The sequence below is a fragment of the Phytohabitans flavus genome (assembly GCF_011764545.1).
Lineage (GTDB): Bacteria > Actinomycetota > Actinomycetes > Mycobacteriales > Micromonosporaceae > Phytohabitans > Phytohabitans flavus.
This window is the reverse complement of the sequence record NZ_AP022870.1, coordinates 1,062,130-1,081,228: the sequence shown is the minus strand read 5'-3', so window position 1 is coordinate 1,081,228 and position 19,099 is coordinate 1,062,130. Positions and strand designations below refer to the sequence as shown.

The 19,099-nt window shown below is 70.2% G+C and carries 18 protein-coding genes and 1 pseudogene; 3 read left to right on the top strand and 16 right to left on the bottom strand.

The genetic code is table 11. The annotated features are described in order from the left end of the window. Positions 1-287: 287 nt before the first annotated feature. Complete coding sequence (locus Pflav_RS04595) at positions 288-614, top strand: hypothetical protein (protein WP_173033993.1); 327 nt, start codon at positions 288-290, stop codon at positions 612-614. 31 nt (positions 615-645) lie between these two features. Here the strand turns inward: Pflav_RS04595 and Pflav_RS47140 are convergent, their stop codons facing one another. The 16 genes and pseudogenes from Pflav_RS47140 to Pflav_RS04515 form a co-directional block, all read right to left on the bottom strand. Continuing rightward, positions 646-1,167: an ISAs1 family transposase gene (locus tag Pflav_RS47140; RefSeq protein ID WP_269474603.1), complete on the bottom strand. Its 522-nt coding sequence runs from the start codon at positions 1,165-1,167 to the stop codon at positions 646-648. Next, positions 1,164-1,667, bottom strand: coding sequence for an ISAs1 family transposase (locus tag Pflav_RS47135; protein ID WP_269474595.1), 504 nt, complete (start codon positions 1,665-1,667; stop codon positions 1,164-1,166). Before Pflav_RS47135 ends, Pflav_RS47140 begins: the two co-directional genes overlap by 4 nt. A gap of 252 nt (positions 1,668-1,919) precedes the next feature. Then, positions 1,920-4,241, bottom strand: a complete 2,322-nt coding sequence (locus Pflav_RS04585; protein ID WP_173033992.1) for a DEAD/DEAH box helicase — start codon at positions 4,239-4,241, stop codon at positions 1,920-1,922. Beyond that, entirely contained in the window at positions 4,238-4,450 is a 213-nt protein-coding gene (locus tag Pflav_RS04580; protein ID WP_173033991.1) for a hypothetical protein, read from the bottom strand. Before Pflav_RS04580 ends, Pflav_RS04585 begins: the two co-directional genes overlap by 4 nt. Then, a pseudogene (locus Pflav_RS44860) lies at positions 4,447-5,575 on the bottom strand (SAM-dependent methyltransferase). The gene Pflav_RS04580 and the pseudogene Pflav_RS44860 overlap by 4 nt, the downstream one beginning before the upstream one ends. Further along, positions 5,484-6,263, bottom strand: coding sequence for a hypothetical protein (locus Pflav_RS04565; protein ID WP_173033987.1), 780 nt, complete (start codon positions 6,261-6,263; stop codon positions 5,484-5,486). Before Pflav_RS04565 ends, Pflav_RS44860 begins: the two are co-directional and overlap by 92 nt. 273 nt (positions 6,264-6,536) lie before the next feature. Further along, positions 6,537-7,052, bottom strand: a complete 516-nt coding sequence (locus Pflav_RS04560; protein WP_173033985.1) for a hypothetical protein — start codon at positions 7,050-7,052, stop codon at positions 6,537-6,539. A gap of 32 nt (positions 7,053-7,084) precedes the next feature. After that, entirely contained in the window at positions 7,085-7,957 is an 873-nt protein-coding gene (locus tag Pflav_RS04555; RefSeq protein ID WP_173033983.1) for a CU044_5270 family protein, read from the bottom strand. Between the two features lie 235 nt (positions 7,958-8,192). Then, positions 8,193-8,984 carry a class I SAM-dependent methyltransferase gene (locus tag Pflav_RS04550; protein WP_173033981.1) on the bottom strand — a complete coding sequence of 264 codons (792 nt, stop codon included), beginning with the start codon at positions 8,982-8,984 and terminating at the stop codon, positions 8,193-8,195. Between the two features lie 72 nt (positions 8,985-9,056). After that, positions 9,057-9,749 (bottom strand): ABC transporter permease, encoded by a 693-nt coding sequence (locus Pflav_RS04545; protein WP_173033979.1) that lies wholly within the window; start codon positions 9,747-9,749, stop codon positions 9,057-9,059. 115 nt (positions 9,750-9,864) lie between these two features. Beyond that, complete coding sequence (locus tag Pflav_RS04540) at positions 9,865-10,059, bottom strand: hypothetical protein (protein WP_173033977.1); 195 nt, start codon at positions 10,057-10,059, stop codon at positions 9,865-9,867. After that, on the bottom strand, positions 10,056-10,991 hold the full coding sequence (locus tag Pflav_RS04535; RefSeq protein WP_173033975.1) for an ABC transporter substrate-binding protein: 936 nt from the start codon (positions 10,989-10,991) through the stop codon (positions 10,056-10,058). The genes Pflav_RS04540 and Pflav_RS04535 overlap by 4 nt, the downstream gene beginning before the upstream one ends. Positions 10,992-11,271: 280 nt before the next feature. After that, positions 11,272-12,516, bottom strand: coding sequence for a histidine decarboxylase (locus Pflav_RS04530; protein WP_173033973.1), 1,245 nt, complete (start codon positions 12,514-12,516; stop codon positions 11,272-11,274). Continuing rightward, the gene (locus Pflav_RS04525) at positions 12,506-13,180 is read right to left on the bottom strand and encodes a hypothetical protein (protein ID WP_173033971.1); all 675 of its coding nucleotides are present in this window, start codon (positions 13,178-13,180) and stop codon (positions 12,506-12,508) included. The genes Pflav_RS04530 and Pflav_RS04525 overlap by 11 nt, the downstream gene beginning before the upstream one ends. A 239-nt stretch (positions 13,181-13,419) precedes the next feature. Continuing rightward, entirely contained in the window at positions 13,420-14,799 is a 1,380-nt protein-coding gene (locus tag Pflav_RS04520) for an APC family permease (protein WP_173033969.1), read from the bottom strand. Positions 14,800-15,401: 602 nt separating this feature from the next. Next, positions 15,402-16,292, bottom strand: a complete 891-nt coding sequence (locus Pflav_RS04515) for an SAM-dependent methyltransferase (RefSeq protein WP_173033967.1) — start codon at positions 16,290-16,292, stop codon at positions 15,402-15,404. 786 nt (positions 16,293-17,078) lie between these two features. Here Pflav_RS04515 and Pflav_RS04510 point away from each other — a divergent pair. Together Pflav_RS04510 and Pflav_RS04505 are read left to right on the top strand one after the other, a co-directional pair. Beyond that, complete coding sequence (locus tag Pflav_RS04510) at positions 17,079-18,353, top strand: hypothetical protein (RefSeq protein WP_173033965.1); 1,275 nt, start codon at positions 17,079-17,081, stop codon at positions 18,351-18,353. A 13-nt stretch (positions 18,354-18,366) separates the two neighbouring features. Then, positions 18,367-19,083: a creatininase family protein gene (locus Pflav_RS04505; RefSeq protein WP_173042229.1), complete on the top strand. Its 717-nt coding sequence runs from the start codon at positions 18,367-18,369 to the stop codon at positions 19,081-19,083. Positions 19,084-19,099 lie beyond the last annotated feature (16 nt).

The following is a 19,099-nucleotide window of genomic DNA, read 5'->3' as shown; positions in this document are numbered from 1 at the left end:
AACGGGACGACGGTTGGTGCTGCGGGAGCGGTCGTCGGTGACGGGGGCCGCTGCCGGGCGTCGCGGGACTGTGTCGGGGCTTCCGGCAGGGCCCCGGCAAAGTCGTGACGCCGGTCAGGTTGGTTTGGTTTGCGCAGATGTGGGCTCCGGTGCTGCGACGCGGCTGAGCCGGCGGGAGTGTGCCCGGCTGGGCTCCGTCACGGCGGCCGCCGCCTTCGGGTTCTCGCTTCGACTTCTCTGACCTACAGTCGATCAATACAGCGACAAAGACGATGTGGGAGTCGGGGATGCCCAGCTGGTTGACGATAGTGGCGGGCTGGATGTTCCTGGTGTTCGGAGGGCTCGGCCTGTGGCGCGGCGCGACGCTGCTGCTTCGCCGCGGTACAGCGGCCCGTGATTTCACTGGCATGGACGGCCGGCTGGTGCTAGTGGAGGGTGGCGGTCAGGCCCTGCTCGGTGCCGCGTTGCTGCTCGGCGGCGGCTGGGTGCATCTGATCTGGCCGGCCGTCCTCCTCATGACCATTGGCGCCGTGCACTGGGTCAGTAGCCGGCTGCGCCCGCGGCGGCGCCGTCCGTCTTCCCCGGTCTCCGACGCTGAGCACGCCGACACTTGACCGGGAAGCCCCCAGGCTGCGGCAAGAGGCGTCAGATGATGCCGAGCAGCTGTAGTGGGCGGTTGCTGTCGCGGGCGTGGTGGCGGGTTGCTGCGGCGATGTTGGTGATGCCGGCGGCGCGGAGCGCGCCGATGGCGGCGTTGCGTAGGGCTGCCATGACTTGCGGTCCGGTGCCGGTGCGGATTTGGGATCGGTCTTCGTCGTAGGTGACGTCCCGCACCCAGTGGATTTTGTTCTCGATGCTCCAGTGGCCGCGGATCCAGGCGGCGAGTTGGGCGGGTTTGGCCTGGTGCACGTACAGGCTGGTGATGGCGTAGACCGTTTCGGTGGCGAAGCGTCGCGGCTGGTCGAGGCGGCGCCGCCGGCGGCGGATCTGTAGTGCTTGGGCGGCGTGCGGGAAGCCGATGCCGGTGGAGATGGTCAGGGTTTTGAGGGTGCGGATCTCACGGCGGCCGTGGCCGCGGTCGGTGTCGCGGACGGCGTCCGGGACGGCGCGCCAGGGCAGGGCAGCAAGCTGGGCGTGCAGGCTGGGCTGGTTGCCCTTGACGGTCAGGATCCAGTGCGCGCCGCGTTCGGTGAGGTAGGCGACGTGCTCGCGCTGGCAGTGCAGCGCGTGACGGTGACGACGGTGTCGCGTAGATCGTCGAGCTGGTCGAGTAGCGGCTGGAAGCGGGTGATTTCGTTGGTCTTGCCGTTGACGTCGGTGCTTGCCAGCACGATGCCGGTTCCTTGGTCACAGGCCGCCATCACATGCCGGGCCGCTGTGTCGGTGGTGCGTGAGCCGCGCAGGGTCTTGCCGTCGACCGCGATCGCGCGCTTCGCCGTAGGTTGCGCTGCGGCGGCCCGAGTGGCGAGCCAGCCGCCGATCGCCGCGGTGAGCAGGTCTGGGTCCAGGGCCTGCAGTAGCCTGCGGATCATCGCTTCGGACGGCCGCCGGTCAGGGTCGATGCCCAGCGCAACTGCGGTCGGTGCTGGCGCATCGTTGACCCACTCGGCGATCGCCGCGTATGAGCGGTAGCCGGCCAACACTGCGCAGACCGCCGCGGTCACCACGACCGTCAACCGATGCCGGATACCGCGGCGGGCGCGAGGATCCGGCAGGTCCGCCAGTGCCGCGGGAAGCCCAGCGGCGGTTTCAGGCACCGGGCCAGCCGGGGCCAACGACAAGGACGAGATCAGCGATGATGGCAGCGCGGGCATTACTCCACTTCGGACAGATCAACAAGGCTTCGAGAACCGCGATGATCTTCCGAACCGGTCATGCCCGCCCTGCTACACCAGCAAAGGCGCGTCTACACCAACCCGTCAAGCCGGACATCCCGCGACTATGCCGAGACCCTGGGGCTTCCGGGCCTCGTCTTGCATCGGCTTGCCTCGCCATGTGGTCCCGAGCGCGTCGAGCTGAGCCTGCTGTTCAGCGGTGAGGTCTTTGTCCGGCAGCGACCGAAGCCATTTGTACAGTCGGTGAGTGCTGGGCAGACGGATATGGCCGTGCTCGTGGTGGAACTTACGGAGGACGGCCAGATTTTTGGGGAACTGGCGCTGGAAGGCGTCGGCGTTGACGTTCCATACCATGCCGAGCTCGTCCAGCACCGCTTCGCGGTCGGCGGGAAGGACTCCGCGGCGTTTGGCCTGGCGTAGCTGCGTGGTAAATGCGCCGAGCGGGTACCCGTCCTCGGTGATGTGCTCGATCGGCACCCTCAGGTGCCCATGCTGGCGCCGGTAGGCGCGGAGGTGGGCCAGCCCGTCGACCCATCGGATCGCCGCTGAGGTCTGCCAGGGCATGCCCAGTTCGTCCAACTGGGCCTTGCGCTGCGGCGTCAGCTTGCCCAGCCGCTGGTCCCGGCGCGCGACGTTGCGCCACAGCCGAAGGTCTTCAGGCAGCCTGTCGTGGCCGTTGCCGTCGGCGAGCCAGTGCCGGTAGCGGTCGACCATGGTCTGCCAACGGTGTTCGTGGCGGTTCCAGATCATGCCGATGCGCTCGAGTAGGGCGATCCTGTCCGCGCCCATCCGGCCAGCGTTGTAGGCGCTTCGTTGATCGTGCAGCCATTCGTTTAGCGCGATCAGGTCGGGGTCGTCGGTGTCGACCGGCACATCGAGGTGGCCGTGTGTGGTGTGGAACCGTTCCGCGGCGGCGTACTGGCGCCGCCACAGGTCGGCCAGCGAGGTGGCGGTGATCATCCGCAGCCGGATCTGGTCGGCGAACCAGTCCGGGACATGGGGGCCGATGGTGGTCAGCCACGACGGAGCCCTCGGTGGATCATGCGCCGCAGAGCCTGGCTCGAGCCCGTCCGGCATGGTGTCGCTGGTTCGGCGCAGCGTGGTCAGTTGGTCCTCGACGCGTTCGTCGTGGGCGCGCAGGCCGTTGACCACCTGCCATACCGTCCGCCAGGCACGCTGGTCCAGTCCGTGAGCCAGGTGGGCCTCTGCGGTCAGGACCGGCACGATGATGGTGGCGACCTTGCCTGGCTGGCTGCCGAGGCGAAGGGACCTCCCGATCGCCTGGATCACGTCGTTGATCGCCGATCGTGGGTCGTCGAACTCGACGGCGTCCACGGCGGGCAGGTCGACGCCTTCGTTGAAGAGTTTGGCGTTGCTGACCACGACTGGGCGGTCGTCGCTGCCGCGCAGGTCGGCGATCACCCGGGCGCGGTGGGCGAAGCTGGAAGCGCCGCTGACCGACCAGGCGGTGAGCGGCTGCTCGGGCCGTTCATCGTCGCCGAGTAGGTCCACCGCGTCGGGCAGCGTGGTCGCGAACCAGTTCGCCGCCGCGACGCGGTTGTGGTAGGTCAGGACTCGTCGGAGCTGGTACTGGCGTATCGCGCGGGCGAGGGCGACCTGGCTGGCCAGCATCCGTGCGGGTCGGGTGCGGCCGTGTACCGCGATGACCTCGTCGTCGTCGAGTTTCCAGCCGGCCAACTCCTCGTGGGTGACGACGGCGACGACCAGGCGGTAGTCGGCTTGCAGGCCGAGGTCGATCGCGGTGGCGAAGCTGATCCGATGCACGACCGGCCCGTAGACCTTGACGTCGTCCATGCTGATGACCGGCTGGTCGTCGTCTACCACGATCCGCGGTGTGGCGGTCAAATACATGCGGCGCCGTGCCGGCACCGCCAGGTCGTCGTGGACCATCGCCCACGGTTTGCCTGGGGCGCCGGCGGTGCGGTGTGCCTCGTCCACCACCAGCAGACCGACCCGGCAGGCCGGCAGTCGGCGAAGCGCGGCCGTGATGACCGGCAGGCTCGCGTAGGTGGCCACCACGGTGACCCGGCCCAGGCCCAGCATCTGGGCCAGCCGGTCCGGGTCGGTGGTGACCTCGACGCCCTCGTGCAGGCCGATACCCGCGACCCGGGCCGCCTGCCTGATCTGGACCGCGTTGCAGACCGCGACGACCGGGCCGATCGCGGGGCCTAGGTAGGCACGCCACTCCCGGATCGTCTGCGCCAACAGGTCGATGGTCGGCACCACCACCACGACCGCCTCATCGGCGGACAGCCGCCTGGATGTTTCCGCGGCCATAAGAGTTTTCCCGGTCCCGCAAGCGGCCACGACGGTGCCGCGCTCGCCGTCGCTGACCTGGCCGCAGAAGTCGTCGACCGCCTCGGCCTGATGCGACCACAGCTTCACCAGCGCCACCGGTCGATCGAGGTCGCCATGGGCGCGGACGGCCAGTCCGGGTCGGTCACGTCACCAGTGGTGGGCAGGTCAGCAATCTGGGCGCGGTGCGGCGCCTCTGCCCGCCGCTGCTTACCCCATGGTGTAGCCGGTTTGCCGCCCTCCTCGAGGAGGGCGGGTGGTGCGTCGGTACGGCTGTCGGCGGGGGCCGCCGAGGTCATTGGCCCACCCTTTGGCGGGCGACCGCGGCCAGGAGGTACCGGCTGGCGTGCAGATTGATCGGCTCGGGTTCGGGCCGGTCGGGCGGGTCGGGGTGCCAGTCGGTGGCCCAGGTGATGCCCGGCTCGACCAGATCGAAGCCGGTCAGCAGTGACCGCAGCATGCGGCGGCTGCGTGGCTGGGCGCCGACCGTCGGTTGGAGGGCGGCGGCCTGTGGGTGCACGTCAGCGCTGGCATGCGTGACCACGACCACGCTGCCTGGCGCGGTGGCCTGCCGGAGTGCAGCCAGCAGTCGGGCGGCCTCGTCATCGGTCAGGTGGGCCAGTGCCCCGACGACGAAGATGGCCAGGGGACGGGCCAGGTCCAGCCGGCCGGAGGCTTGCTGTAGCAGCGGCCGCGGTTGGCGCAGGTCGCCCCGCACCGCCGCGGCCACCGCATTACGCCCGCTTGCGGTGATCACGGTTTGGGCGCGTTCGACCGCGACGACGTCGAGGTCGACGTGTACCGACCGCACTGCCGGCGCGACGTCCAGCAAGGCCTCGTGGACGCTGCCGGTGCTCAACAGACCGCATCCCAGATCCAGGACCTGGTCCACCCCGGCCCCGGACCGCGTATCGGACGGCACGGCCGGTGAACGCGCGCTGCTGCCCCACCATGCGGGCCACTCCCGGCACCGCCCGCGCCAACCTGCGGCCCTGCTCACGGTCGGCCTCGAAAACCTCCCACCCGCCGTGCAGGTACTCCAGCACCCGACATACCCGCCACCGCGCATCGGCCTTGTCCGGCCCGGTCACGGCTGTCGCACCGGCCGGCCCGGACGATGCCCGGACCGCACTGCGAGCGGCCCGGTTGGTCACGACCCACCCCCGCCGCGCGCGGGAACAGCTGAGGTGCGACGGCGCGGAGCGCGGCCCTGGCCCAACGCGCCGGCTGCCGGTCCGAGCCGCCGCTGCTGTGCGGGAGTGGTCTGCGTCGGTGGGGACGACGCGGTTCTCATCCTTACCTCTTTCCTGTCCACGGTTTTCGTGTCGGTTGTCAAAGGCGCCCACCACGGGATGGGCGCGGGGCTGCCAGCCAAGCGCGCTGTCGTGATCCAGGGGTTGGTTCGTGGCCGGGGTGAGGAGCATCTGTCCGGTCGTCGGGGAGCGGGTGAGGTCCCGCGTCGGTGCCGGGCTCGGTACCCGGCGGTGCGGGTTGGCGGGCCATCGGCCACAACGCAGGTCCGCCATCGGGCAGCAGGACCGCGTCGGAAGCGGGCTGGTAGCCGTGGCGTCGGGCGAGATTTCGAAGGCTGGCGGCGGCCGCCGCGACGTAGGCCGGCAGGCCGTACCGGTCCAGGACGACGTGCCGGTAGCGCAGCAGCGCCGAACCGACGCCCTGGCTGCGGCGCCCGTGCTGCACCGCCACCGTGATCAGCTGCCACCCGGTCGGGACCGTCTGCTGTTGCGCGATGAGCAGATCCTGGTACCGCCGGAACCGATCCGCGTACCGGCCAGCGCGAGCCAGCAGCTGCCGTTCGGCGTCCAGATCGCGCACCGCGGACGGCAGCCAAATCGCTGCCCCGACGACTACACCCGGGGCGTCGATGGCGACATCGACGCGCCCGTGGGCCAACGCGTAGTCGACGACCGCCGGCCAGACGATCGCGAACATGGCCAGCCGATCCGGGCGGTCGTCGACCAGCCAGGCACTGTCCACAGTGTCCACGCTGGCGTTGAGCACAACCCGGGCGATCCTGTCGACCTCGCCCGCGTTGGCGGGCCGAACCTGCACAACCGCGCTGTTCGCGGCAGTTGCCGCGGAACGTGTCGTCATCGCATGTCTTCTTTCATCGCAGCCGGACTACCCTGCCGGGCAGGACGAGGGCGGTGGAGCTGGGCGGGTGCCGGGTCGCGTGTGGCGCTAAGGCGGCCAGCGCGTGTGCGGTGGCGGCGCTGGCGACGGCGGCCCTGGCCGCCGGGATCACCCTGGCGGCCGGGTGGCCCGGCCTGCTCGCGGTCAGGGGACCCAGCACCACTACATCGACGCCGCCCGCTCCGCCGGCAGGGTTGGCAGATGTGGTGGGCGGGACACCCCGCGCGCTGGTGGTCATCGGTCGCCGTCCAGGGGCTCGGCGACACGTCCCGGGTCGATCCCGTCGTGTAGGCCCGCGGAGCCCTGCCGCCGCCGCCGCGCCGGGACGGCACCGGCGCAGCCGACGCTGACCACGGTGGCTACTGCGACCAGCAGCTGCTCCACCGCACCGGGTACCGGCCCGTGACCTGTCGGCCCGATCACCGCAAGGCCTTCGAAAGTCAGCGCGGTCAGCGCCAGCACCGCCGCCACGATCAGCCCGGCCCACCCGCCGAGCCACCGGGCCCACCACCTGCCGGACCGCGCGGCCGCCACCATCACATCCCGCGACCAAGCAGCCAGTGGCTGGTGGCGGCCGACCGGGCGCTGGTGGCGCCGGGTTCGGGCGCGCAACTGGGCGGCGGTCGCCTCGGGCGGCGGCACGGGTTGCCCATAGCCTGGGTGGGCCGCCTGGACCAGGTGTCGGATCCGCTCCTCCATCGGCTCGCCGCTGGTCGGTCCTGTGCCGGCCGGTACTTGGGTCGGGATCACTTCCGCCCTCCTGCACGCGTGGCTGGCCGCCGTTACCGGGGAAGGGTGTCGACGCGGCCGTCGGCGATAAACAGCCAGTAGGACCGCGCACGCGGCACTGGGCCTTGCAGGGCGGGCGGGTTACGGATCCACAGTTCCTCCTCGGCCAACAACCGCCCGGTGAACGCGTCGAAGATCAGCCGGTGCCGGGTCAGATCGGTGACGACGGCGACCGCGACCCCGTTACGGCCTTCCCGGTCGGTGGCAGGTCCTTCGCATTGCAGGCCCGGCAGGTTGGCGAGCAGGCGCAGCAAAACCATCCGGGCATCACGAGGAACGGTGTGGTACTTGTACACGTCGGCGACCACCCGTAGCAGCCCGACCGGGCCCAGTTCCGGCGGCCCGGCATGCACCGCGAGTTGGGCGGCCAGCACGGTTGGGCTGGTCGCGATCGGCTCGGCCACGATGCCGGGCATACCGCCCGCCGTGTGGTGGAACGTCTGGTCGGGCCGGGTGTGGGTGCCCGGGATGGCGATCTGGTCTTCGCGGCCGGAGCCGTCGGCGGCGCGCCACCGCTTCGACTCGTAGGTACTCATCGTCTGCGTCGACCCGGTGGTCTCGCTGTACGCGATGTCTTCGCCCCACCAGCGGGAATGCACGAACGCGTACCGGCCCGCCGTGGCCGCCTCCGGTGCACCCGCCGCAACTACGGCGGCCAGCTCGCGCAGGCATCCCAGACCCGCAGCGGCACTGGTGGCGGTGGCGGGTGGGCTGGCCGGCTGCGCAGCGACCCGGGCCGGGGCAGGTTGGTCAGCACCGATCAGCCACGGCACGGCAAGCACGGCGGCCACGGCCAGCACGACCGTGGTGGCCAAGGCGGCGCGCCGCGGGCGCCGGCGGGCGGCTGGGGAATCAGGGGTCGTCACGATCGCTCTCCAGGGCGTCCTGATAGCGGGCAAGACAAAGGCTTGTTGGGGTGGTGGTGTGCCGCCCATAGGGGGTAGGCGGCACACCACCGTCGGGCCCAGCCGCCGCAACCGGAGGCGGATGCGGGCGGCCGCGGCCCAGTTCAAGGGGTTGGGGTGACGGGCGGCGACGCCAGTCACCCCAACCGGTTTGGGCACGCTCCTCGCGGGCCTGGCCGGCCCGTTGCCCGGTCGGTTAGTGGGTGCGAAGGCCGATGGTGGACACGGCGGCATTGCCCAGCACCCGCAGATCGTGGCGGCGCAGCAGGTCCCGGAACGCTGTGATGTCGGCGCGTGCCATGCCGTGGGCGGTCAGCTGGTCCCGCAGCAGGCCGGCGCTGGCCCACGGCAGTTGGGTGCCGGGGCTGTTCCCCGTCCAGGTGGCGGCGTGGACTTGCGTATCAACGTCCAGGCCGAGGTTGCGCATGTGGGCGTGGACCCGGCGGCTCCAGGTCAGGTCGACGCCCTGCGCGGCCAGCACAGCGCCGAACGCGCGGCCGTAGGTGGCGTAGAGGCGGTCGGCCTCGTGCAGATCCGGGGCGTCCAGGACGCTGAACGGCCAGGTCCCGGCGAGTTCCTCGACCACGAGGAGGCCGTTGTGCTGCAGGACGTCGGCCAGGGTGGCTAGGAGGGTGTCACGTTGGGGCAGGTGGCCCAGCAGCAGCCGGGCGTGGATCACGTCCCAAGGGCCCTGCGGCAGCGGATCGGTGGCAATGTCATGGGTGAGCTGCCGCACCCGCGGGTGGCGGACGGTGTGGGTGTGGTCGGTGTCGGTCGCGACGACCTCGCCGTAGGGGGCCCGGTCGGCCAGGTGCGCGGCGATCCGGCTGGCACCCACGCCGAGGACCAGGCAGCGCGCCGTTTCTGGGATGGTGTGCTCGGCGAGCCGGGCGATGCTGTACGGGTCGTACATCGCCGCCAGAGCCTGCATCATCACCGATCTGGTCTGTTCGGTGTCGGGGTCGTCGGTGGGTGCGGCCTCGAACACGTACCCGGGGTGGGTGCGGCCATCTCTGATGCTCCTCAATGGACGGTGAACGGGCGGGGCGGGTAGGGACGGTTAGCTGGTGGTGTGGCGGATCCAGGGAACGAGGAGGGTTTCGGCGTGTTTGGCGAGGCTGTGCAGGGCGATCGTCATCGCGGCGAGCAGCACGATCGCGGCGAACGCGAGGGCGGCGTCGGTGCCGGCGGTCGCGATCACGAAACCGAGGCCTTCGGTGCCGCCGAACAGCTCGCCCACGACCGCCCCTATCACGGCCAACGGCAGGGCTTGTTTGAGGCCGACGAACACGGCCGGCAGCGCCGCCGGGAGCCGGATCGTCCGCAGTGTCCGCAGCCGGGACGCGCACATGGCGCGGGCCAGCTCGGCGAGCTCGGCCGGGGTTTGGCTCAGCCCGGCGTGGGCGGCGAGGGTGATCGGGAACAGGCACATCGCCCACACCATGACCACTCGCGGTGTCATCCCGAACCCGAGCATGCTCTGCAAGACGGGGGCGAGGGAGGGTTTCGGGACCGCGGCGACCGCGAGGAGGCTCGGCATCAACGCGGCGGCCACCAGCCGGGAGCTGGCCAACACCGCACCGAGCAGCAGCCCGCTGGCCGCCGCGAGCGCGAACCCTGCGAGGGCCTCGGCGAGGGTGGCCCAGGTGTGGCCGGCCAGGTAGCCCGGCCACGCCTGCAGGCGGCGGCAACTGCGGGTGGGGCGGGGATCAGGTAGTCGGCGATGCCGAACACGGCGACCGCCGCCCACCACCCGCTGATCAGCCCCACCATCCCCAACATGCCGGCGACCGGTGCGGCCAGGGCGGGCAGTCGCCTGCGGGCACGCCGAACCCGGCCGAGGCGCCGGGCGGGTAGTGGTGGTGCCGTCATGACCGCTCCTGAAACGTCCGCGCACCCCGTGGCCGCCGCCGCTGCATGAAGTTCGCGGCCGGCGGGGCGGCCGTCGTGGCCGGGTCGTGGAGGGCGGCCCAGGGCGGCGGGCCGGCCACGAACGCGACCGCGTGCCGCTTTCGGGCCGGCCACAGCCGGCGCGGTGGGCTGGATTGGGGTGGCGGGCTCATGTGATGGGGTTCCCGGCCAGGTCGAACTTGACCAGCTGGTCGGGGGTGAAACCGGCGGGGATCTGGCCGGCGCCTTGCAGAATGGCGATGTTCTGCATCAGCCGGGTTCTGTCGAAGTGGCCGAACGGTGCCGGTGACGGCTCGGCCGTGGTCAGGTGCACGTACCCGGCGAGGCTTTTGATCTCGCCTTCGACCGCCAGCTTCTGCTGCGTGCGGGCCTGCGGCAGTTCCAGGAACATCTGTGCGGCCGTCTCTGGGTGGTCCAGGGCGTAGCGTAGGCCGCGCAGCAACGCCTCGTTGAACCGCCGGACCAGGTCCGGTTTGGACGCGGCCGTCTGCTGGGTGACTGCGATCGCTGAACCGTGGATGTCGCCCATGACTTTGGTGAATGGCAGCACGGTCACCGGTCGGCCGGTGATCTGTTCCACTGCCACCTGGGCTGGCACGAACTGGCTGATCGCGTCGACCTTCCGTCCGGCCAACAGTTTCGCGTGGTCCGCCTGTACCGGGCCGGCCTGCACCCACTGCACCCCGCCGGGTGGGAAACCGGCCAGGCCGGCGTAGGCGCCGAACAGCAGGTGGTTGATGCCGCCGGGCACGAAGCTGACCTTCTTGCCGGCCAGGTCGGCCGGGGCGTTGATTCCGCTGCCGGACAGCGCCATGAAACAGGCCAGGTTGCGGCGGTGTAGCAGGCAGGTGAGCCAGAAGTCATCGGCCCCGCCCTTGGCCTTCGCCATGATCGCCCCGGACACGTCCAGGGTGGCGAACGTCGCCGCACCGGACCGCAGCAGCTTCAGGTTCTCGTTCGTGCCCCGGCCTGCAACCATCGTCACGTCCAGCCCGACCTGGGGGAAAAAGAGCCTTTTCGCCGCTGCCAGGCCCGCCTCGCGGCCTGCGAATCCGGCACCGGTCAGCACGCTGACCTTCTCCACCGGCCCGGTCCACGCCGGCGACCCACCCGGCACCGGCGCGGGTGTGCCGGGTGGGCTGCCGGCGGTGCAGCCGGCCGCGAGGGCGGCGGCCAGGCCGGCACCGCCCGCCATCAGTGTTCGGCGGGTCAGCACTGCAGGCGCCATGTCATTGCCTCCAAAGGTCGGGTCAAAAAAGCGGAGAATTGGGGTGTTTGGGACAACGGGTGATCAGGCGGATGCGACCCGAGACCGTGTCGGTGGCGGCCCGCCGACCCGGGTTCGATGCGCGTCCGGGTTCAGATCACGTCACGGCTCTGGCCGGTACTCGCTGCGGCGGCACCACCACACCCGACCCACGGCCGTCCACAATGGATTGACGGGGATCGGTGGGGCGCGGGGTGAGGGCAGTGTGCAGGTCGGCCACAAACTCGTCGATCTGGCCGAGGGTGATCCCGGGCATGAACACGATGTGGGAGCTGTCGCGGCCGTCGCCGGCCAGCACCCACTTGTCCCGCACCACCTGCGGCGGCGTGCGGATCACCACCGTGAACGCGTGCGGGTGCTGCCGCCACGCCGGCCAGCCGATCCCGGACAATCGGCGTACCGCGTGCCCGGCGACCGCACGGGCCTGCCCCGCCCGGGCGTGCAACCCCTCCCAGCCCAGCCGGTCCACGGTGTGGGCCAGCAGCAGCGGCGTGTGGCCGTTACGGGAGCCCAGCAGGGTCGTGTCCGGGCTCCCGCTGTACGGCACCAACCCCGGCGCAGGGTTGGGACGGGTGGCGGTGACCAGGATCCCGCACGGCATCGGCGCGCCCAAGAACTTGTGCCCCGAGATGACCAGGCTGTGGGCGCCGTCGGCGAAGTCCAGGCCCGGCCGCTCGTCCGGGCTCAGCAACGCCAACGGGATGCCGGCCAACGCCGCGTCGACGTGCACCCACCGGCGGGTCACCGCGAGCTCGTCCAACACCGCCTCGACCTCGCGCAGGTCGTCGACCGCCTCGGTCAGGGTGGTACCCGCGGTCGCGACCACGATCGCCGGCCGATCCCGGTGCTGGCCGACAACTGTGGCCAGGTCGTGATAGTCCATCTCGCCGCACGCCGTCGTCCGGACCAAAACCGTGTCCACATTGAGGATGTCCACAGCCTTGGCCACACTCGGGTGCGCCGCCGTCGTGTAGTAACAAACGGCTTTCGGGTACCGGCGGCGGGCCAAATACAGGGCGTGCAGGGTCCCTTCGCTCGCACCCGAGGTGACATACCCCCACCAGCCGACCGGGGCACGCAACAACTCGGCGACGAACCGCAACACCCGCCGCTCAAACAGTTTGCTGTGATTGGCGGCCAACCCGTCCACATCCGGATCGCCGACGTTGTTCAGCAACCGACCCGCCCACGACAGCAGATCCGTGTGGTCGATATCCGTCGCCCCGGGAAACCCGATGTTGAACCGTGTCGCCTGCCGCAGCCGGTCGGCGAACCCGACCAGGACGGCATCCAGGCTCCCATCGAGGCTGGCATCGACGTCAGCGTCCACGTCAGCGTTCATCGGCCAGTCCTTCCGGACCGGCGACCGTCAGGTGCAGCAGATGCAGCAACCACCACACGCTCCGGGTCTGCGGCTCACCGACCAGGCCCGCCGCCGACACCGATACCCATTGCCGGCTGGTGTAGCCGCCGGCACCGTCCAGGGTCCGCGTCGACCTGATCACCGCCCGGCTCTGCCGATCAGCAGGATTGCGGTCGATCAGGATCCGGGTGCCGTCGAACAACTCCACGAAACACCGGCTCGGCGCCTCCCACGCATTCGCCGCCACCTGCCGCGCCCGCGCGAACGGGCCCGCCGGCGTGTCCAACGTGGACGCCGCCACACCGGCGTAGACCACCCCGTCCGGCATCCGGCCCGGATTGGTCGCCAGATGGGTGCGCACGTCGAAACCGCGTTCGGTCACCCGCATCCGCAGCGCGTTACGGGTCACCCCGTCCAACACCCCGACAAGGTCGTCCGCCTCCGGGCCGGCAACCTGAAAGCGAGGCGCCACAAACACCACCCGGTCCGCCTTGACCGCCCGCGGATCCGCCACCGCCCGCAAATCCACGTACAAGAACATCAGCGCGTGCGACGCAGGCACCGGCCGCAGCCCCTCCCACACGTGCTGGGCGTGCATGCCGCCGGCATGCAGCATCAGGTCGACCGCCCGGTTACGCACCACCACCTGAACCTGCGGCTCACCCAACGGACCCCGATGCAGCGACAGACCTTCCCGGCCACCGCCTGGCGGCATGGAGCGCGGGGAAACCGGTCCCGCGGTTGGCGGTACCTCCGGCTGGGCATGCCGCGGCGGCTGTACCCGCCGTCCGGCACCCTCGACGGGCACCGGCGGCACCGCCGCCGCCCGCCCCTGCAACACATAAGGCCGGCCCGACACCGCAGCTGGCTGCTCGACGCTCATCACACCCCCAACCCGGACAACTGCCGATCCGGCGCCGCGAACGGATCCGGCCGCTGCCCCACCCGCGCAAACGCCACAGGATTGCTGCGCCGCATCCGCAACGCCCGCCCCACACCCACCCCCACCGCAATGGCGCAGACGCCAGGCACCAGCCACACCAGTGGCGACCCCGACCGCACACCCAGCAGAGCGTCCAGATGGGACACCGTCACCACGAACGCCGCGACCCCCACCACGACCGCCAGGACCGGGAATCCGACCCGGACCCGCCACGACACCCCAGCCCGCCTCCGATGGAAGTAGGCCAAGGCCGCCACGTTCGCGCCGATCAGCAACACCAGCAGCCCCACCGCCGCGATCACCGACAACCAGGTGAACATGCCCGTGACCGGGTCCGCGCCCGCCGCCACGAACACCACCAGCAGAACCCCACCGACGAGCCCATACAGCACGGCTCCGCCGACCGGGGCGCCTTCCCGCTGGCCGGCACCGACCCGGGCGAGCCGGCGCGGCAACACCTCATCGCGCGCCAACCCGTACACATAGCGGGCGAACACGGTGCCGAACGCCACCATCGCGGCCGCGATACTCGCGATCAGCACCACCCCACCCAGGCCGGCCAACACCGCGCCCAGCGGCCACCACCGGTCCTGCAAGAACCCGAACGGCAGCAGCTGCCCCACCCCGCCGCCCAGGCCCGCGACCCGGGCCGGCCCCACCGCCACCGCCGCCGCATACGCGGACACCGCATAAAACAGGCCGGTGAACAACACCGCACCCGCGGTCGCCCGCGCCAGCGTGGACTCGGTCCGGGCCTCCTCCGCGAACGCCGGAACCACATCCAAACCCAGGTAGGAGGCGATCCCGAACGCGGCAACCAGACCGAGACTGGCTACCGGCAGGCTCGCCGGCGCCCACGGCCCGGCGCTCAACACTCCGTCCGCCGGCGTCAGCAACGCCACCACATCGACCAGCGCGATGACCGTGATCGCGGACAGCTGCACCACCGCGATCACACCGGTGTTCAACGCTGCCGGCGACCCGTTCAACACCGCCACCAGCGCTAGGGTCACCGCCGCCCACACCGGCCACGGCCCACCGAACTGCGCCGCCAACGCCGCACCCGACAGACCCAGAATGCTGGCCCCGATAGCGGCGTACACCAGCAGCCCCAGCACCCCCGCCGCGACCCCGGCCGGCCGGCCCAGCGTCGTCCACACCGCATAGAACGGGGCGCTATGCGACAGCCTGCGAGCCACCGCGACGTAGCCGACCAGCAACACCGCCACCGCAGCGGCAGTCACCAGCAACGCCAACGGCACACCCCGCACCCCCGTCTGGGCATACAGGGTCGGAATACCGCCGGCGAACACGATCATCGGGCTCGACGCAGCCACCGCCACCACCCACAACGACCACCCGCCCACACTCCGGCGAGCCAAACCACGCGGAGCCCTCACCACGACACCACCCGCCCACTCATGCCCCGAGGCGGGCGCGTCGCGGTCTGGCACCCTCCAAATCTCGCGACACGCCCGCCGGTTCACCCGCCAGCACGGACCTCACGTCCCCTGCGGCCGGGGAGCCATCACCACCCGCGAGGACGTCCACGCCACCAACCGGATGGCGCGCTGTACGGACGCGCCGAGTACGGGGCACGGTCTCGTTCATCGCTGCTGTCTCCACGTCTTCGCGCTCGTCGAGCCGCACAAGTTCGCGCTGGCTCTGGGTCGGATCTGGCTTGGTTTCTCAGGCACACGTCTCGTCCGGACCCGACGGCAACCCACCCAGCCGAATCCATTCGGTCTTGGAGTTTCGAAGGCGTCACGGGGTGACCCGATGTGCGTGAACGTCGGCTCTGAAGAAATCGTGTTGTGACCGGATACGCCGGCGTCGAAGCCACCCGGCCGCTGCAGCCCCGGCCCACGCCGCGTGCCGCTCGCCGCATGCGATGCCACCTGCATCGTCGCCAATGCCACGTTCACGCCTCCCCTGCCCGCGAAGAGTGCTGCGGGCCTGCTAGTGGTTTACGGGCCAAGCCGCCAAGGCTGAGTGCGGCGATGGCAGGATCAGCCAGCCGTACATCCGTCCCGTTGCGCCAGTCGTCCAGAGCGACAACGCCCGGCTCCACGAACTCCAGACCCGCAAAGAAGGCGGCGACATGTTCGTACGCGCGGGCTACGACCGGCGTACCGGCGGCCGCGTACGCGGACGTCACGGCCTCGGTTTGAGCGCGTAGGGTCCCTGTGACGTGCTCGTCCGTGACATGCGAAATGCCGAGATAGCTACCGTCCGCCAGCGGATCGAGGTACCGGCGCACCAGCTCGAGCGGCTGTTGGTCCTCAGGCACAAACAGCAACACGCTCACCATCAACACAGCGATCGGCTGCGAGAAGTCGAGCAGCTCTCGCGCCCGGTCAAGCACCGTTTCCACATCGCGTATGTCCGCTTGCACCACCAGCGTGTGGTTGTCACCCTCCAGCAGCCCCCGGCTGTACATCACCGCCACCGAATCGACGTCGACATACACCACCCGCGCATCCTCGAAATGCTGTTGAGCGGTCTCGTGGACGTTGCCGACAGTGGGGATGCCGGAACCGATGTCGAGGAACTGCGTGATGCCCGCCCGGGTAACCAGATACTCGACCACCCGCTTGAGAAACCGCCGGTTGGCATACGTGACGTCCCGGACCCAGGACGCCACGGCCAGCACCTGCTCGGCCAACTGACGGTCCACGTCGAAGTTATGCATCCCGCCCAGGAAGTAGTCGTACACGCGCGCAGCGCTCGGACGCGACAGGTCTGTCTCTGGCACCGGCGGGTGCGGCAGCAGCACGCCAGGCGTCAGCAAGTCCCGCCTTGGCTGTTCCATGTCAGGCCCTCGCCTCTTCCTCGCCAGCGGCGTCCGCCATGCCGTCAAGGCCGCGCAGGACCATGTGCCGCATCGCTTCGGCCCCCTCATTTGCACATGCGTTGCGTGTCTGGACCGCGACGACGGGCGACGCTGATCACGACGTCTGCTCGTCGAGCGCCGGTGGCTGACATGCCAAGGCGCACGGGGGTAGATCTTTGCTCTGGTGTGGCGAACGGGATCGCCGGTCGCCGCGTGAGCGCTGTGGAACTATTGACGAATAGCTTGTTGCGAGTCAACGATCACGGAACGGCTGGCGGCTGGGAATACCGACTTGCGATTCGACCTTCGGTCCGACTTTGGGTCCGACCGGGGCGTGAGCTGCCTATTCTCGTCGATTCGCCAATCATTTCGAGATCACATCGGCGGATTTCGGGTTACATTCAGCCCGTGCCCGGTCGGTGGCTGATGCCGGCTGAGCTCGACTGGACCCTGCTGGAGGCCGTCGGTGACTTGTCCCAGTCCGTACGCGCGCCGGCAGTGGCTAGGGCGCGAGATCCGGCGGTTACATGATGATGAGCGCGGTCAACTGGCCGAACCGCTCGCGCGTGCCGTGGGATTTCCACGCCAGCGGGCTCAGTGCGCTGGAAAATGGGCACCTCGTACCGGACATAGATCTGGCCAGTGCGATCTGCGACTATCTGGATGTCGACGACCGCCGCCGTGTTGCAATCATCGATGCAGCGGCGGATAGCTGGGCCGTCGGGGGTGGGCGGCCGATGCCGGGCTGGGAAGGGAAGTGCTCAGATGCCTCGTCACCCGGACACGGTCGTCGCGCCGAACACCGCATTCAGCGACGCCCGCGGTCGCTTGGGATCGCCGCACCGGCCCGGACAGCGGATGTCCCGCAGCGAGCTTGCCGACGCCGTCAACGCGGCGCTGGATCGGCTTTACCCGGGCCGGGACGTCACCGCGCACTATGTCTACCGAACCTGGATCGGCAAAATCGAACGCGGCGAACACCGCTGGCCCAGTGAGGAACGCCGGGCCGCACTCCGCGACGTCCTGCGGGCCGTCTCCGACGATGACCTTGGACTCTTCAGCCCGCGCCGCTCGGCCACCCCGATCAGCAGCGAGCCGGCAACCCGCATCGAGAACCTGCCGGCCACGATGCCACACCTCGGAGGCATCGAAGAGGAACTCGCATCGGGAGGGCCGGAGACGGTCGGTGCCTGGCTGCGGGAGCTTGACCAGCTCACCCTCCTGACCCCGGCGACCGTCGCCTCGGGCGTGAGCACCCGGATTCGCGTATACCTCGACGTCCTTGACCGGCTGCAGGTCGACGGCGCACGCCGCCACCTCGCCGGCGTCGACGCACACTGGTCGGAGTTCATGAGCTGGATCAGCGACAACACCGGCGAACCCGACGGCGGACTCTGGCTCGCCCGAGCACACAGGCGGGCAGCCGAAATCGACGCCCAAGTCCTGGGCGCCTACACGCTCATGCGCCACAGCCAGCGCGCCCTGGCCGACGGCGACATCCGTACCGCCATACGCATGTCCCGGCGCTCGCTCACCCACGGCCCGGTTCCACCACGCACCCACGTGCTCTGCCTTATCCGCCTGGCCGAGAGCCTGGCCGCCAGCGGCGACGACGACGCACACAACGTCATCGCCCTCGCTCGCCGTCAGCTGCGCAGGGCCGGTGTGGACGCCACCGACCAGATTGCCCGGCACTGCGACCTGCGCTATGTCACCGCTGCTGATGCCCGCTGCCGCCACCTGCTCGGCGACACCACCTCCGCCGCCTCCATCCTGGAGGAAGTCCTCGCCGATCAGACCGCGGCGGCGGTGCTGGACACCGGCCTGTGGCATGTGTACCTCGGCGAGTGCTACCTCACCGCGGACCCCGAGGGGGCGGCCCACCACGGCACCCGAGCCCTGCGAATGGCGCTTGCGGTCGGCTCGTACCGGATCATCCGTGCCGCGCAGCCGCTCGCTGTCGGCCTGCGTCCGCATCGTGACCTGGACATCGTTAACGCGTTCCTCGCCTCATACCGCGGCGCCCTCACGGGCCGGTGACAAGATGGCGTCCGTGGACCTCCTCCCGCGCACCACTAGCACCGACGTCCAGACCCGCCGGCCCGCCGTCGCGGTGCTGCCGGTCGGCAGCTTCGAACAGCACGGCTCCTTCCTACCGCTGGCAACCGACACCATCGTCGCCGCGGCGATCGCCGACGCGATCGCCCAGCGGCACAACGTTCTGGCGCTGCCACCGATCACCGTGTCCTGCTCCCACGAGCACGCCACGTGGCCAGGCACCGTCAGCATCAGCCACCAAACCTTGTCCGCGGTCGTGGAGGACATCCGGGCATCCCTTACCGCCGCCGGCATCACGCGCCTGGCCATCGTCAACGCCCACGGCGGCAACTACGTGCTCAGCAACATCGTGCAGACCGCAAACGCTTCGACTCCCAGCTCAGTGACCCTGTTCCCCACACGTACCGACTGGGACAACGCACGCGCCGCTGCGCAACTCATCACCGACGCGCACCACGACATGCACGCCGGTGAACTGGAGGTCTCCATCCTGCTGCACGTGCAACCCGACGCGGTCGGTGCGGACTTCGTCGACGCCGACCACGCTGCCGACGAACGCCCGATGCTCCTGGTGCATGGGATGCGCTCCTATACCCACAGTGGTGTCATCGGCCGACCATCCGCCGGCACGGCCGAAAAGGGCCGCGCGGTGCTGGCGAGCCTCGCCGACGCCTTCGACGAGCACCTCGCGGTCCTGCTGCAGCAGCCGTAACCTGCCGTGTTGACAT